13 protein-coding genes, 1 pseudogene and 1 riboswitch are annotated in these 14,952 nt (G+C 39.0%); of the genes and pseudogenes, 5 read left to right on the forward strand and 9 right to left on the reverse strand.

Annotation, left to right across the window (positions count from 1 at the left end):
• Nucleotides 1-229: 229 nt before the first annotated feature.
• Nucleotides 230-1,189: a sensor domain-containing diguanylate cyclase gene (locus tag NYE65_RS24570; RefSeq protein WP_340861935.1), complete on the reverse strand. Its 960-nt coding sequence runs from the start codon at nucleotides 1,187-1,189 to the stop codon at nucleotides 230-232.
• Nucleotides 1,190-1,722: 533 nt separating this feature from the next.
• Between NYE65_RS24570 and NYE65_RS24575 the strand changes: the two genes are divergently transcribed.
• Entirely contained in the window at nucleotides 1,723-4,293 is a 2,571-nt protein-coding gene (locus NYE65_RS24575) for a helicase-related protein (RefSeq protein ID WP_340861936.1), read from the forward strand.
• Nucleotides 4,294-4,353: 60 nt separating this feature from the next.
• Here the strand turns inward: NYE65_RS24575 and NYE65_RS24580 are convergent, their stop codons facing one another.
• A complete protein-coding gene (locus NYE65_RS24580) occupies nucleotides 4,354-4,563 on the reverse strand; it encodes a YqaE/Pmp3 family membrane protein (protein WP_106026579.1) in 210 nt (69 codons plus the stop codon).
• A gap of 317 nt (nucleotides 4,564-4,880) precedes the next feature.
• Here NYE65_RS24580 and NYE65_RS24585 point away from each other — a divergent pair, with 317 nt between their 5' ends.
• Nucleotides 4,881-5,552 (forward strand): hypothetical protein, encoded by a 672-nt coding sequence (locus NYE65_RS24585; protein ID WP_340861937.1) that lies wholly within the window; start codon nucleotides 4,881-4,883, stop codon nucleotides 5,550-5,552.
• Between the two features lie 389 nt (nucleotides 5,553-5,941).
• Here the strand turns inward: NYE65_RS24585 and NYE65_RS24590 are convergent, their stop codons facing one another.
• The 3 genes and pseudogenes from NYE65_RS24590 to NYE65_RS24600 form a co-directional block, all read right to left on the reverse strand.
• On the reverse strand, nucleotides 5,942-6,253 hold the full coding sequence (locus NYE65_RS24590; protein ID WP_340861938.1) for a hypothetical protein: 312 nt from the start codon (nucleotides 6,251-6,253) through the stop codon (nucleotides 5,942-5,944).
• Between the two features lie 108 nt (nucleotides 6,254-6,361).
• Nucleotides 6,362-6,709 carry a hypothetical protein gene (locus tag NYE65_RS24595; RefSeq protein ID WP_340861939.1) on the reverse strand — a complete coding sequence of 116 codons (348 nt, stop codon included), beginning with the start codon at nucleotides 6,707-6,709 and terminating at the stop codon, nucleotides 6,362-6,364.
• 284 nt (nucleotides 6,710-6,993) lie between these two features.
• Nucleotides 6,994-7,248: pseudogene (locus NYE65_RS24600) on the reverse strand (four-helix bundle copper-binding protein).
• 130 nt (nucleotides 7,249-7,378) lie between these two features.
• Between NYE65_RS24600 and NYE65_RS24605 the strand changes: the two are divergent.
• Both NYE65_RS24605 and NYE65_RS24610 read left to right on the forward strand, forming a co-directional pair.
• Nucleotides 7,379-7,768 (forward strand): DUF948 domain-containing protein, encoded by a 390-nt coding sequence (locus NYE65_RS24605; RefSeq protein ID WP_328177956.1) that lies wholly within the window; start codon nucleotides 7,379-7,381, stop codon nucleotides 7,766-7,768.
• A gap of 95 nt (nucleotides 7,769-7,863) precedes the next feature.
• Nucleotides 7,864-8,229 carry a DUF948 domain-containing protein gene (locus NYE65_RS24610; RefSeq protein WP_158226141.1) on the forward strand — a complete coding sequence of 122 codons (366 nt, stop codon included), beginning with the start codon at nucleotides 7,864-7,866 and terminating at the stop codon, nucleotides 8,227-8,229.
• A 215-nt stretch (nucleotides 8,230-8,444) separates the two neighbouring features.
• On the opposite strand, the gene NYE65_RS24615 is transcribed toward NYE65_RS24610, so the two are convergent.
• A complete protein-coding gene (locus NYE65_RS24615; RefSeq protein WP_034312059.1) occupies nucleotides 8,445-8,636 on the reverse strand; it encodes a DUF3934 family protein in 192 nt (63 codons plus the stop codon).
• Nucleotides 8,637-8,816: 180 nt separating this feature from the next.
• On the reverse strand, nucleotides 8,817-10,148 hold the full coding sequence (locus tag NYE65_RS24620) for an oligosaccharide flippase family protein (RefSeq protein ID WP_340861940.1): 1,332 nt from the start codon (nucleotides 10,146-10,148) through the stop codon (nucleotides 8,817-8,819).
• Between the two features lie 380 nt (nucleotides 10,149-10,528).
• Between NYE65_RS24620 and NYE65_RS24625 the strand changes: the two genes are divergently transcribed.
• Nucleotides 10,529-10,807, forward strand: a complete 279-nt coding sequence (locus NYE65_RS24625; protein WP_133346176.1) for a hypothetical protein — start codon at nucleotides 10,529-10,531, stop codon at nucleotides 10,805-10,807.
• A gap of 259 nt (nucleotides 10,808-11,066) precedes the next feature.
• Here NYE65_RS24625 and NYE65_RS24630 read toward each other — a convergent pair whose 3' ends face one another.
• Nucleotides 11,067-12,503 carry an amino acid permease gene (locus tag NYE65_RS24630; RefSeq protein ID WP_328177957.1) on the reverse strand — a complete coding sequence of 479 codons (1,437 nt, stop codon included), beginning with the start codon at nucleotides 12,501-12,503 and terminating at the stop codon, nucleotides 11,067-11,069.
• Nucleotides 12,504-12,873: 370 nt separating this feature from the next.
• Nucleotides 12,874-13,824 carry an arginase gene (gene rocF, locus NYE65_RS24635; protein ID WP_328177958.1) on the reverse strand — a complete coding sequence of 317 codons (951 nt, stop codon included), beginning with the start codon at nucleotides 13,822-13,824 and terminating at the stop codon, nucleotides 12,874-12,876.
• An 884-nt stretch (nucleotides 13,825-14,708) separates the two neighbouring features.
• A riboswitch (glycine riboswitch) is annotated at nucleotides 14,709-14,812 on the forward strand.
• Nucleotides 14,813-14,952 lie beyond the last annotated feature (140 nt).

A 14,952-nucleotide genomic window follows, 5' to 3' on the forward strand; every position in this document is an offset into this window, starting at 1 on the left:
TATACTATTCAAAATCAAAGAATAGGAAGGGGCTTTCAGAATATGAACAAAAAGCCCGAGAGAGTTAACATCCCGGTCCCCTCCGCTTCACCATCCGAGAAACGGATACATAAGGCAAATGCCGACCTGCTCAAGCTTTTGCAAAGGCTGAAAGCGAAACGTTGGATTTTTTTAAGGTGAAAGAAGGCCAGTCTCCTAAGGAGAACTGGTTTTTTTATTTTTTACATGATCACTCAGGGTGGAAGTATTGAATATTTTTCCGTCCAGACTCTTTGGCCATATACATGGAACGGTCCGCTTTTTTCAAAAGTGAGTCCATTTCCGTACCATGATGAGGATAAAAGCTAATCCCTATGCTAGCTGATATAAAATGATCATTTCCATTAATGGTAATGGGCATGGTGGATAAACTGTTCAATAATAATTCAGCGTTTTGCTGAGTGCTTTTCATTAAATCCTCACAATGCGAAGGATTTAATAATACAATGAATTCATCACCACCGATTCGAGCCACCTGACTGCCTTCGGGGACGGTTTGCAAAAAACATTCGGCAGCCTTTTTGATGACGCCGTCACCAGTATCATGTCCAAAGGAATCATTAAAAAATTTAAAATGGTCAAGATCGATGTAAAGAAGGGCCATTTCATCGTTCGTTTTATCTTGATGATAATCAAAATAATTATAAATGAAGTTCCGATTATAAAGACCTGATAAAGGATCCCTGATAATCCCTTTTTCAAGATTGATGGCATGACTAATCAAAGCTGCCATAGACTTAATGAGGGTTAGGTCATATTCTTTAAAAACATGAGGATTAATGTCGAATGCACATAATGTCCCAATGATTTCATCCTCATTTATAAGGGGAGCTCCCATAAAACACCCATTCCCGATAAACCTCGTTGCAGGGTGGTTACTAGTCAATTCATGTTTCCCCAAATTCGGGATAACAAGTGGTTCCAAGCCATTCTCAACAACTAATTTACAATAAGCCATATTATAAGGAAGGATGTCACCTTCACAAATTAACTTTGCATTTCTATTGAAGGACTTGATCATGAAACTCTGGATGGGATTCACTATAGAAAGGAAAAATGTATTGACCTCAATGGTTTGAGCTAATAGTGCTAATACTTCTTTAGCGATGGAATCAAAATTTTTATAATAGTTGATATCTTGCTGAATCATTCTCAGACTCCTTTTTTTATCTATATTCTTTTTAGGGTTTTCTGATGATATTCCTTATACACAAAGCAAAGACACAAAAGCATAATCTGAATATCGTGACAGTTGCTCGGATTTACTCTAAACTCAATTAAGGGGTTGGAATTGTATTATGGATGAATCATGTAATCGGGAAAGTTGAAAAATGGACCTTTACTTTATTTTCGGCTTTTTTTTATTATCATTAAATTCTCCTGATTATAAAACGATTCTGGCCAAGGCTGGGTATCTCTTCATAATCCATAAATTCTAATCAGTATTTATAGCATTATACTGTAAATGAAATGGTGAGGGTAACTTTAATGTGCATATTTGGCATATTTTTGATATTTACCTTGGGAAGTAAAGCAACCTGACATTTTTGCATCCTCTCATGATAACGGAGCTCATGAATTTAAATGATAAAACGAATGTAACAAGCTCATTTTAAACAAAAATTTGGGGAGGATAAAAGGAAGTAATCAAGTACATATTGGATAATTCAAAAGGGGATCACTATGGGAAAATTAGAAAGTATATATCCTATTGCTATAGAGAATACAAAAGAAAAAATCATCCAGGATATTGATTTTTATTTAGAGAATCAAGAGACAATGCCTTCTTATTCAGCATATATATCAGACAGGACGACTTTTATTGAGCAAATTTGGATTAATGTTTGGATAAATAAAGCATCAAATGATGTGCCCAGAAAGGAAAAAAAGGCTTTTTTAAGCGAAAGGGGATTTGTAACGGAAGGTTCAGACCATAAGCTGATCAATAGCATGTTCCGGAACGAATTAAAGAAGTATCGCCCATTTGATGGCTTAACGTGGATTAAAAAAACCTTTGCCGACAATCAAGAGGATTGGGAGAAGAGATATAAAAATGCAAGGGAGAAATTCTTTAGGCGACAAGAAGAGCAGCGGCTTGCCAAACAGCGTTGGAAAATACGCGCAAGGCTGCAAGAAGAAGCCAATTCATTTTTCGAAAATAACTCACTTCTTTTATATTTACATGTCAGGTATTATATTGCCGGTATTATGGCAAAAGATCTGAAGAATAAGCCTAAATTCCAATATGTCGATCCGTACTTGCTTGAAGAACAATTAGTTGAAGAGGGCGGTTTTCAAGCTGCCGAATACCTAATGGTCACTGACTTTTTCGAAGAGCTGACAGGCGATATCCATTCGTTAATCGGTTGGGGCCGGAACCGTTATGAATATGAAAATTACTACTACAGGTATGAAAGGTTAGTTTCGGATTTCATAATGAAATTAGCCCCTGACAAATACTTGAACCATCTATCTGCCGCCCTGCATCATGATTTTTTGGAGTCATATGGGGAAAGGCTGACGGACGATGCCCTTCAAGGTATACTAAGCGATGAATTGGCCGATTTGTCTCAGTCCTGTTTTGATGAGCTTCAGGAAGAATACCTTTCTGATTTACTGAAGCTTGAAGGAATTCCTTTTAATGAAATATTGCACGAAGAAATATTTGAAAAAGACGTGGAGAACAGAGAAAGAAGAAAAGCTGAAGTATTGGCAGAAGAAGCCAGGAAGCGGGCAGAAGAGCAAAGGATGATCGATGACATCATGGGTAAGGCCTATACTCCATCATTAGGAAAAAAAGTTAGATATGTTTTGCATATAGGTGAGACCAATACAGGGAAGACGCATAAGGCCCTGGAAAAAATGAAACAAGCGGAAAGCGGTATGTACCTGGCTCCACTTAGACTGCTTGCACTGGAAGTGTTTGATAAATTAAATGCGGATGGTGTACCTTGCTCATTAAAAACCGGTGAAGAAGAAAAGGCTATTGAGGGTGCGAAACATGTCTCCAGTACCGTTGAAATGTTTCATGAAAAAGACTACCATGAAGTAATCGTCATAGATGAAGCCCAAATGATTGCCGATAAAGATCGAGGCTTTTCTTGGTTTAGGGCAATTACGCAAGCTAATGCGAATGAAGTACACATAATCGGGAGCAATAATATCAAAAAGATGCTTCTGAACCTTCTGAATGAAGCAGATTTAGAACTTCACGAATACAGACGGGAAATACCGCTTGAGGTGGAACAAAGGGAGTTTGGACTGAAGTATACCAAAAAAGGGGATGCCCTCATTTGTTTTTCTAGAAGGCAGGTACTGGAAACAGCATCCCGGCTTAAAGAGAGTGGACATAATGTCAGCATGATATACGGCAGTATGCCTCCTGAAAATAGAAAACGGCAAATAGAATTATTCAATCGCGGTGAAACATCAGTTGTCGTTGCCACCGATGCGATTGGAATGGGATTGAACTTGCCAATACGCCGCATCGTCTTTCTTGAAAATGAAAAATTCGACGGGACACGAAGAAGAAGATTGACTTCTCAAGAAATCAAGCAAATCGCAGGCCGGGCGGGTAGAAAAGGGATTTATGACACGGGGAAGGTAGCATTTACAGCAGAAATCAATATCATGAATAAGTTGCTTGAACAGGTAGATGAGCCAGTTCAAACCTTCACGATCGCCCCAACCTCTGCTGTATTTGAACGTTTTCAAAAATATTACCGGAACCTGGGGACATTTTTCGAAATGTGGGAGAGGTTTGAGCCTCCTAAAGGCACGAAAAAGGCTTCGCTATCGGAAGAAAGGGAGCTTTACGAACTGATACGGGATACAGAAATCGAAGCTCGTTTTTCTTTAATGGATTTATATGGTTTCCTGCATATTCCTTTTTCGGCAAAAGAACCAAGTCTGATCAGACAGTGGCTGGAAACGGTCGAAGCGATTGCCGAGAACAGTGACCTTCCTGAACCGATCATCAAGACAAGGAATCTTGAGGAATTGGAGCTATCTTATAAAGCGATAGGTCTTCATCTTTTATTTTTATATCGGATGGGTAAGCGTACGGAAGCTGTTTATTGGGAGCGTATCCGTGAAGAAATCAGTGATGGCGTTCATGATCAGTTAAAAGATGAAATGTTGAATTATCAAAAAAAATGCAAGCGCTGTGGAAAAAGGCTGCCTGATGACTCACGTTTTCAAATATGTGACGCTTGTTATCATAGAGGGATTAGAAAGACGCACAGATTCAATTAAACGAATTCTTTTGACAATAACCCGAATACATTGCATTCGGGTTATTGGTGTTTGCATAAATCACTTAGTCGTTCGTTTCAGTTTAGCAATAAACGCTGCTTGCTGCTTCATTCGTTTATCCGCTTTCTTGTCATGCACCACTAGGATTGCATGAATTAATCCAGGGACATAAAAAAATAGTGTGAGGACCAAATTAAGCACAGCCTGAATGGGTTTACCGGCCAATAAAACCGCTAATGGAGGGAAAAGAATCGCAATTAAATAAAGAATGGTGAACACTCTCCAATATAATGTTTTTTAACTGACTTCGGTTTGTTTCTCTTAATGGTTACTTTACTTTAAATGAGCAGCAATTTGGTTACTGATGTTCCATTTTCCTGATGATTCCCCTTGTTATCGCCTTGATAAATATATGCTCAAGAGCCCGATTCATACCTACTGAGCAATCTGGCTCAAAGAAGCAGTCTTTTACCCCGATATAACAGGAGGGACATGGTTATTCATCATCGTTTTTGCTGCCATCGGTCAACGTGTCGCGTTTTTGTGTTAGAATAATCAGAATACTAACTGACGAAAGCGGGAGATTTATGAAAAAAAAGATAGGCTGTTTGCATGCACACTATACAAATATAGAATACATAGAAAACGCATTCTCGAAATTCGATATTGAATGGCTTCATTTTGTAGATCCGGGATTGATGCAACGGGTGTCAACGGATGAAAATTTTAATTATTCGGATGCTCAAAAAAAGGTTAAACAACAGGTCGAATGGATTGCCGAATGTAAAGTGGATGCCATCCTGATAACTTGTACAAACTATATTGCTTTATTAGACGAAGAACAACTATCTTTACCCATGCCCATCATTAAAATCGATGAACCATATTTTGAGCAAATTTGCCAATCGCAGCAGCCGCAAATGATATTATTCACGAACCCTGCCACTGTTGAAGGAACAGTCAAACGTTTAACTGCACATGCTGAAAAATATGGGACTGTGGATTTTGAAGTCATCATTATCGACGATGCTTTTGAATTCATTATGCAGGGATTGGGAGAAAGATATAATCAGGAAATCATGAATTACTTATCCCAGTTTAAAAACGAAAATAGACGGCTGTCTGTAGCTCAGCTATCAATGGTCGAAGCGGCAAGGAGATATGAACTTCAGACAGGACAGACAGTTTTAAATCCATTGCATGCATTGGTTGATTCCATGATCGATCAATTAGAACTAAGTTCCTTGAGTGGCGTTTGAATACGAGGTTGTATGGTGCCCATGAACGGAATGATTGTTAAACTCAAAAAATGTCTTTGGGTATGAAAAAAATCATGCATGATCTGGTTTATCACAATGCACGGATTTCAGACGACAAGCTCTAAAAAAAGCGAGTTTGACTGCCGTTTTTTATTTAAAAACCGTTTCAGTTGATATCAGAAATCCATTCCCTTTCCGCCTACTGTCTGCAAAGCCGCATCAAAGCGGCTGCGGTGTCCCGGCTAGCCAGTAATTCTACAGGAGTGTCGCAAATTTGTTCAATCAAATAAAGATTATAGTAAAAAACATGATGAAGGATAATCTAGTCTTATTATATATTTTAGGTAGAACCCCATTCTACAAACTGAAATCCCTATGCAGGGATTTTTTTATGCCTTTGTACGGATTTGTTCTCGTATGTTTTCTAGTTCTTCGAGGGATAGATCCGTCAGCGAATTTTTAATTTCTTCTTCGACCCGTTTTCGGTCTAGCTCCCTATATTCGCTCCACCAATCTCGCAGCCCTTCGGTGTTTTCGAGAAGATACTCTATATCTATTTCTTCTTGCTCATCATCTGATAAATATCGCATGACTGCACCTAATAATCGATTGAGTTTAGCTACTTCACTTTCCTTATCAGGTGAAGCGGGGGTATCTTTCACTTCTAAATCATCTTTAGCAGGAACATTCCGAGGTGTCATAATATCCTCCTGTTTTTAATACTAGTGTGCCTAAAAAGGGCGATTTTCAATAGATGTTTTTCGTATTTGTTGAAATTTCTTGGTAAATAAATTTCGACAAATACCTCGTTAGAATATATAAGAAATATCATCATCCTTTAATAAGTTCAAAAAGTAGTCAGTTGGTAAGGGGGAAGGATAATAAATGGGGTACGGAATTAATAAATTCTGAACCCCTTTTGAAGTTTCCTCTGAATTTCGCCTAAAGTTATGAGATTGGGGATCTAATGTTAGGCCATTTTTGGACCTCGCCATGTTCAATTGGCCATCTTCTTTAAATTTAATGGCAGCCTCCTTTTTACGAACCAAATTGTTCGGTGGCACAAGTTGATCTAAAGTAATCATTTCAAGCTGATCTCGCTGAATGGAATCATGTTTAGAAGGCATCCTCATCACCTCAGGTTTTAATAAAAACAAAACTCACTCCAGGCAACAGTGTTCTATCTAAAAGGTAAGACAAAGTTGATTAGAGCGGGTGTACGAGACTCCTGCTTAGAAAAGCGCGTCTAGGGGAGACCCCGCAGGCGAAAGCCGAGGGCCGACCGCCCGCGGAAAGCGAGCCTTACGTTTCAATCAACGTCCAAATTGTACAAGCCATAAAAATGGACAACCTCGATTTTCATCGAATTTGTCTATAGTCTGAAAGGAATAGCTAATGCTATCCTTACATCAGCGACTATTTTTCTGCATTCTTCTGCGCATCACAAACAAGCCTCGGCACATTTTTGACACTGTTCATGATCGTGTTTTTTGCATTCATTTCCGCAGCTTTCACAAATCTTGACACAAACTTTAGCCAACTCTGAAATAAACGGGGTTCCTCTCCCTATCGCCTGTGCTAAAAAAGAGCAAATATCCGCTCATTCCCGATCCAAGCGAAGGCTTTCCAGCATCATGTTTACATGTTCTTCTTTTAAGCATGCGTCGTAACAATGATTACACGCCCTTACTATTATCCATTAAACTATCCTTTAAACTTCTTTTGGGGAAAGGTAAATGGTTCTTTAAAACTGATCGGACAAGTAATGGACTATAGGGAATGAATGAAAGGGACAATGCATAAATTTAAATGAAAGGAGTGGATATATGAAAATGTTCATTAAATTAAGTGTTGCCAGTGTCTCCGGAGCCGTCGTGTATTTGATATATAATGTCAACCAGACGCTGCGTAAAGGAATGGGAACGCTCGAAGAGACAAATAAGACACTGGAAGAGGTAAGAAATGCCGTCCATGGATTAACGCAAGAGTCCAAACAACTGATCCACTCGGCCAATCAAATTACTGCGGATGTAAAAGGGAAGATGGAAAATGTAGATCCATTGCTGGAATCCGCTCAAGATGTTGGGGAAATGATTCATAATGTAACCAATACCATGAAAGAAGCCAGTTTGGAAGGCCGCCCCAAGGATTTAACCACACCGTCAGCTCCTCCAACTCGAACTAAAGCTGGGGGGGTTCAAATAAAACTCAAATAGAATCATCATTTATCTTTAAAAACAGGCACCCCGGGTTTCACTAACCTATTAAAAGCAATCGTTTCTACTATTTAATTCAGAGGGGGAACTTTATCTTGATTATTCAATATAGTGTGGCTGCAATAGCTTTAGCCTTCATTTGGTTGGTCGTATTTTTGATAAGTACACTTCAAAAGGGAATGGTCACGATAGGGGAAGCCAATCACACATTGGTTGAAGTGCGAAATGCCATCCACGATTTATCCGGCGAATCGAAACAACTATTGCAAACTGCAAATGAAATCACCGACGATGTAAAAACTAAAATGAAAACGGTCGAACCATTATTGGATTCTGCTCAGGACGTTGGTGAAGCGATACATTCAGTTACAAACTCTGTTAAAAAAGCCACTAACGGCTTCCGGACAGAGTTTTCCCCGAAAAAAATCAATGCTATCAAACCCAAAAGCCAAATTAGATAAAAAAGAAAAAAATAAAAATGAAAGACACTGCCGGGTTTTGGAGTGTCTTTTTTGATGGTATGTATAATAGCTGTATTCTTATGCCTCATATGGATATTGTTAGTGGTTTATTTCTATAAGACCCATTTCTCTCATACAGATCTCTTAACACCCTGTATGAGAATATGGAACAAACATAAATTTTCTATGTTTTGTATGGATTATAGGACAAGCAATTATTTTTCTGTCTTGTCACCTGTAGAGTGACCGGATGTTTTTGAATCACTGGAATGCTTGACGCCTTTACTAACATATGGTTTGGCGCTTTTTTTCTTGTTGGCACTTGTTTTCCAACGATTCCAGCCCTTCTTGCCCGTTCCGGTGCCCGTACCTTTACCCGTTCCGCTCTTAGCCTTAGCTTTACTCATGAAATCACTCCATTACTATTGTATGGTTAGTTTAAACCATTTTACTTGATTATTACCCAAGTATGTTGAAATATACAGTAACGAAGGTGATATGTACAGGGAAAGGCTCAATATTTTTAATCTAAATCTTTATAAACCAATAACAGTAAGGTTTTTGCCGTGCGGAACTTGCTTTTGGCTTCACTTTATCGATATCGATCTTGATTTCGTCAGTAAGATGCTTATGCCGATTTTTTTGCAAATGGTCAAGTAGTGCATGAAGGTTAATAATACCGCACCAGTGTTCATTCCTAAAATGATTCCTCCCATATTAAGAGAAGCCTGTGACCCTAGGATATACATCATTAAAAAGGCAACAATATGGGACCATACGGTATGGATGAAAGCATCTTTCACTAAACCCAGGCCGATGAGATAGGCTTGCATGGGAATGACAAAAAAATGAAAAAGGAAGTAAGGACATAATAATTTTAAATAGTATGCGGCAGAAGTTGAAGAAAAAAAGAGGGAGGTCAAAGGTTCCGCAAAGAAATAAATGAAAAACACGGCCGGAACTCCATACAATACGGTGAAAGACATCGATTTTTGCAATAAAACCCTCAATTTTTCTTTATCCTGCCTCTTGTATGCATTCGAAACATTCGGAATGAGCATGATCATTAAGGAATGCGCGATAAAGGCTGGAAAGAAGCCGATCGTCATTGCAACTCCAGTAAGCATCCCAAAATGCTCCGTAGCCACTACCGCACCGAATCCTGCCGAGAGAAGGGCAGTGTGGATCAAAAAAGGTTGGATGGCATTTGTTATCGCATGAAAGATCCTTAACCCCATGGTGGGCAGAGAAACCGCCAATAACTTTCGCCGTGCAAGTTTACCGGTTGTCCGTGAGTTCGTACCGCGCCTCATGATCCGCATTTGAAGAATCAAAAGGTTGATCAAGTAAAGAAAAACGAGGAACTCACTGCCAATCAAAACAAAAAAGGCCATCAATAATGACTTTTCCTGGTTAAAATGAAATAAGTTAAAGATGAGGAAAAGCAAGCCGAATTGAATGATATCTTTTAAAAAGTTGGAAAAGGCAATCTTCCCCATTTGCTGGACACCCATGAAATAGCCTCTTGCAATCGACGAAAAGGCAACTATTGGGATCAGTGTGATGAGCAGCCATTTAATATAGGGATGGTATTTGTCCATTATGGATGAGAAGGAAAGTATGAAAGGCATGACTACACACATTACCAATACGACGACTGCAGCCATCTTAAGTGCATGAATGATAAGATTATAATGCATGGCCTGTTTATTTTCCGCAACGAATTTTGAGATGGAAATATGTAATTCAAGGCTGGCGATCACATATATCAAAAAGAAAATTGGCAATATGGACATATAAAGCCCCATGCCCTCTTCGTGTAATTCCCTGGCTAGGAGCATGTTCACTAAAAATTCGATACATTCTCCAAAAAACGCTGCGACAATCAAGATGAGCGTTCCTTTATAAAAAGATTTCATGTTGGTCCACTCCTAACAAGGTGTTTGTATAAAGATATGAGACATGCCATGGAATATTCATGAGGAACTGCAGATCACGGCTATACAAAATGCGATTATGCCTATGGCAATCCTTATTAATCGCTGTTGAAAGATAAAAAATTAAATAAGGGTAAGCTCGGGAAATGGAATGAAATCGATTTGGTTATAATCATTTCTAATGGTAAAATCATTAGCCATGACATTCATCAAAAGGCTTCATACGGTGATATTCCAATCGAGGTTTTTTTTGCCATGGTTCCTTTGGTCGAAAGTGTCAGAAGAACATAAGAGTGGGACACGAATTTCGCTTTGAAATTCATGCTTTATTTTGCTATCCTTTAGCAGAGGGGATGATCAATATGAAATTCACATCTATTAGTCAATCAAATATAGATGAATTGTGCATTGCGTTTGAAAGTTGTCTTACGAAACATGACATTACATTTAAATATGTAGATATGACGGAAGATAACGGAATCATATCGTTTATTTTTTGTGATGACCCGGAAAATGCGAGATCGGTCGACATGGAAAGTGAACGCTTCATTGGATTGGACACCGATTACATAGCCAAGGAAATTTTAGAGCCAATCCTGCCTAAATTAAAGGAATTTGCACAATATAAAATCATCGATTAAGATGATTTTTTTGTTTTGATATTTGTTTTTATTGCCCAGATGGAGCTTGAAATTTAACTTCCTATTTATATACAGGGGTGGTTAGGGGAACTAAAAAAGCTGGAAAGCGGTTTACCATTGGGTAGCTGGCAGGAATGGTGACTAAATAAAAGAAATACCCTGGGTGTGTAAACATCCAGGGTATTTCTTCTTTGAAAAGCAATCTTGATGGATTGTAAAATCGCTTTTCACCACTTACTATACTTCTCAGCGTTCTGGATTAAATGACCATTTTTTTACCGGCATTTAATTCAACTTCCTGCTTGGGAGTTTCAATTTTCTTGATTTTCTTCACTCTAAAGTGATAAACCGCATAACATCCAAGAAAGAATGCTCCCCCGCAATAAAGCGCCATTCGCTGCTCAGGAACAAATGCTAAACTGATCATGACGATGCAGTTTGTTATTAATGCAAGTATGGGGATGAATGGGTATAGCGGAACTTTAAATTTCAGATCTTCTATCTTGCCGCCTTGGCGGGTATAGGATCTTCTAAAAGCAAGAAGACTAGCTGAAATGGCAATCCAGCCAATTTGTGCACCTAACCCTGCAAGGGAGAGAAGAAAGACAAATATTGTGTCCGCAGCTACAACACTTGAAAGTAATGACAAACCGGCAATCGCGAGTGTGATGAGCAGGGCATTGAGCGGAATCCCTCTCTTATTCACCAAACCGAGCTTCGGACTTGCCATACCTTCCCTTGAAAGCGAGTAGAGCATACGTGTCGCAGCATAAAGACCGGAGTTCGCCACTGACAAAAGTGCTGTAAGAATGATGAAGTTCATGATGTCAGCAGCATACGGAACTCCGAGACTATCAAGTACAACAACGAATGGACTTTCTGAGATACCGGCTTTTTCCCTTGGAATCAGCGCCGAAAGTACAGTGACAGAAAGAACAAAGAAGAAAAGGGTTCTCCAAACGGTTTGTTTGATGGATTTTGGTATGACCTTTTCCGGGTTTTCACTTTCTCCTGCGGCTATTCCGATTAATTCAGTGCCCTGGAAGGAAAAGTTCACTGTAATCATTGTGATTAGCAGGGCCGATATCCCATTGGGGAAAAGACCCTCAGCGAAAAAGTTGGAGAAAAATGGAGCTTCTTGTCCACCTTTCATATCAATCAAACCAAACATAGCTGCACCGCCAACGATGATGAAAAGAATGATGGCCAATACTTTTATGCTGGAAAAAACAAACTCCGATTCGCCAAATGCCTTTGCTGATAAGGCGTTTAGTGAAAAGATGAGAAAAGCAAAGATTGCACACCACATCCATACGGGTGATTCAGGAAACCATCTTTGCATTAGCTGTCCTGCTGCCAGAAACTCTAAGGCAACTGTAACGGCCCAACCTAACCAGTATAGCCATCCGATGGCAAACCCGGTTCCAGGACCGATGAACTTAGTCGCATATGTTTGAAACGAACCGGAAACAGGCATGGCAACGGATAGTTCACCTAGGCAAAGCATCGTTAAATACATGATGAAGCCGCCGACTATGTAAGAGAGGATGGCACCGAAGGCTCCTGCTTCATGAATGGTATAGCCTGAACCGATGAAAAAGCCCGTACCAATACATCCCCCTATTGAAATCATAAATAAATGTCTTGCTTTCATGCTCCGTTTTAATTCATTTGGTTGATTTTCTGCTGTTTTCATTGAAAAACTCCTTTACCTGATGGGTGCAAACGGTTTCATTTATGCTGGGACGTTATTAGGGAATTTGTGTTCTTACAAGTCTAATACTTTTGATTTTGATTCTTAGATGATGTCGAATTCCCTCCGAAAAGAGATTACTTCTGCATTAAAAAAGCATGATTCAATGAACATAGGTACCTATGCAGAATTTATTTCGAAAGCGCCGCTTAATAAAGAAAGAGAAGCCAAGCGTCAGGAAACTAGGGATGTAAATTGATTCATGTCGATCATCCGCCAATGGGAAGAAGCTCATAAACGAAGTATGGGCTTTTCCCTATGGAGCATCACTTTAACGAACTCTCTATCTTTCTATCAAAAACAAAGTGTCCGATTATTTAACATGAGCCAATAAATCAGGAGTGATATGATCTTCCGCTCCATATAATAATTTTTCCCCAAGCAATGAGCCCATTAATGCGACAGCTACTTCAGCCGTTTTATTATGCTCGTCCAATATTGGGTTTATCTCAACAAACTCTGCTGATGTAATGATATTAGCTTCAGCTAGCATTTCCATGGCAAGATGGCTTTCACGGTAGCTAATGCCTCCCATTACAGGCGTACCGACCCCAGGTGCATCATCTGGATCAAGACCATCAAGGTCAAGTGATAAATGTACAAGATCCGTACGTTCTTTCAGATAGGCGATTGATTCTTCCATCACTTTTGTCATACCCATTCTATCAATCTCATGCATCGTATAGACTTTAATTCCTTTTTCCCTGATTAACTCTTTCTCACCTTGGTCTAAAGAACGGGCACCAATGATGACAATGTTCTCTGGTTTGACCTTTGGAGAATATCCGCCGATGTTAGTCAGTACAGGGTGGCCAAGACCCAAACTTACGGCTAGGGACATACCGTGTATGTTTCCTGATGGGGAAGTTTCGGCAGTATTTAAATCTCCATGTGCATCATACCATATTACCCCTAAGTTTTCAGTATGCTTCGCTAAACCGGCTAATGTCCCGATAGCAATGCTGTGATCTCCCCCTAAAACTAAAGGAAAACGATTTGCTTGGATGACTTCATCCACTTTTTGACTCAATTTTTCATTACCTTCTGCTACATCCTGCAGATTCTTTAAATTTGTGTCACTATCACTTTGTGCTCTTTCCTGTATTTCTACTTTAATATCACCTTCATCACGGACAGTATAGCCAATGTTTTCAAGTCTTTCACTTAATCCTGCATATCTGATGGCACTAGGCCCCATATCCACTCCTCTTCTAGTTTGACCAAGATCCATTGGCACACCAATGATTGAAATTTGCTTTTTCATATGTAATTCCTCCTTCGATTTTTCTACCCTAGTATAAGGGTAAAAGGATAGATGACTCAACTCGACATTTTTTTGAATATTTATACGATTGAAAAAAGGGTAAAAGTCCTGGGTTTAAATTCCTATTATTGATTATTTATGAATAGGATACATTACCATGTGGGGTATGAAGGGAATTGGCTGAATCCCTTTGAAATCTGCGATTGTTAAGATTTTTATTCCAGGAATGGAAGTGATAGCGTTACCAATCGGAATAGGTGGCCGAAGGAAGATTCTGAAGATATTGAATATATTATACTGGTTACATTTATTCATCAAAATGAGCGGTTTCACCTAAAATGCATGGAAGGATTTTTCATTTTTATATTAAAAAAATTTTTTTGACGTGAGAATAAAGAACTTTTTTTCTAATGTGGTTAACCGCGAGAAACGATTCATTACAAAAAATAGGATAGATTACTAGAGGAAAGTGCCATTTTGAAGGGTTTGTTTCACATATACAAAAAAGGTAAAGAGTGGCTGCCCTTTACCTTCCTGTTAAAATATAAGTTGGTTTAAAACCTTTTATGCCATTCCTCATTTAGGTAGATCAGACGAATCAGAGGAAGGTAGTGGGAAATTAAGTGGAGTCTGCCCCGCTTTAATAAGCAACCATTAAGATATATGAATGCTCATATTTTGATGAGAAAGGGATTATTTTAGAATAGCGTTGGTAACGCTTTCAAAATTACTTGACATACTTAATCACAACTACTATTCTAAATGTACCAAATTGAATAAGCGAATGACAGTTGTGGGAGAGTGCAATGCGACACAAGCCACCGAAGGAGCAAGTTCCAAAAAGACCCTTGGAACAAATCTCTCAGGTAGATGGAACCACAACTGGACGCACCTCTGGAGAGCGCGTATAAACAAGTACGCCACCAAAGGGGAAAGGTTCTATTTAAAATGGAGCTAAACTCTCAGGTAAAAGGACAGAGAAGGGTAGAGAACGCTACGTTACCCTTTTCTGTCCTTTTTTGCGTGCAAAAAAGGTAGTAAATCATACTGTTTTTAATAAACTTCATAGAAAAGTAGATGTAGCGGGAAAGAGATTTTAGTATCTCGAACCGTATTAAAATTCAGAAT

Origin of the sequence: Peribacillus sp. FSL R5-0717 (assembly GCF_038002945.1) — a bacterium.
In the GTDB taxonomy this organism is placed as follows: Bacteria; Bacillota; Bacilli; order Bacillales; family DSM-1321; genus Peribacillus; species Peribacillus frigoritolerans.

Excerpts from the sequence above, each read along its gene's own strand:
- NYE65_RS24570 (WP_340861935.1), bottom strand. The coding sequence starts at position 1,189 with ATGATTCAGCAAGATATCAACTATTATAAAAATTTTGATTCCATCGCT.
- NYE65_RS24575 (WP_340861936.1), top strand. The coding sequence starts at position 1,723 with ATGGGAAAATTAGAAAGTATATATCCTATTGCTATAGAGAATACAAAA.
- NYE65_RS24585 (WP_340861937.1), top strand. The coding sequence starts at position 4,881 with ATGAAAAAAAAGATAGGCTGTTTGCATGCACACTATACAAATATAGAA.
- NYE65_RS24590 (WP_340861938.1), bottom strand. The coding sequence starts at position 6,253 with ATGACACCTCGGAATGTTCCTGCTAAAGATGATTTAGAAGTGAAAGAT.
- NYE65_RS24605 (WP_328177956.1), top strand. The coding sequence starts at position 7,379 with ATGAAAATGTTCATTAAATTAAGTGTTGCCAGTGTCTCCGGAGCCGTC.
- NYE65_RS24615 (WP_034312059.1), bottom strand. The coding sequence starts at position 8,636 with ATGAGTAAAGCTAAGGCTAAGAGCGGAACGGGTAAAGGTACGGGCACC.
- NYE65_RS24620 (WP_340861940.1), bottom strand. The coding sequence starts at position 10,148 with ATGAAATCTTTTTATAAAGGAACGCTCATCTTGATTGTCGCAGCGTTT.
- NYE65_RS24625 (WP_133346176.1), top strand. The coding sequence starts at position 10,529 with ATGAAATTCACATCTATTAGTCAATCAAATATAGATGAATTGTGCATT.
- NYE65_RS24630 (WP_328177957.1), bottom strand. The coding sequence starts at position 12,503 with ATGAAAACAGCAGAAAATCAACCAAATGAATTAAAACGGAGCATGAAA.
- rocF (WP_328177958.1), bottom strand. The coding sequence starts at position 13,824 with ATGAAAAAGCAAATTTCAATCATTGGTGTGCCAATGGATCTTGGTCAA.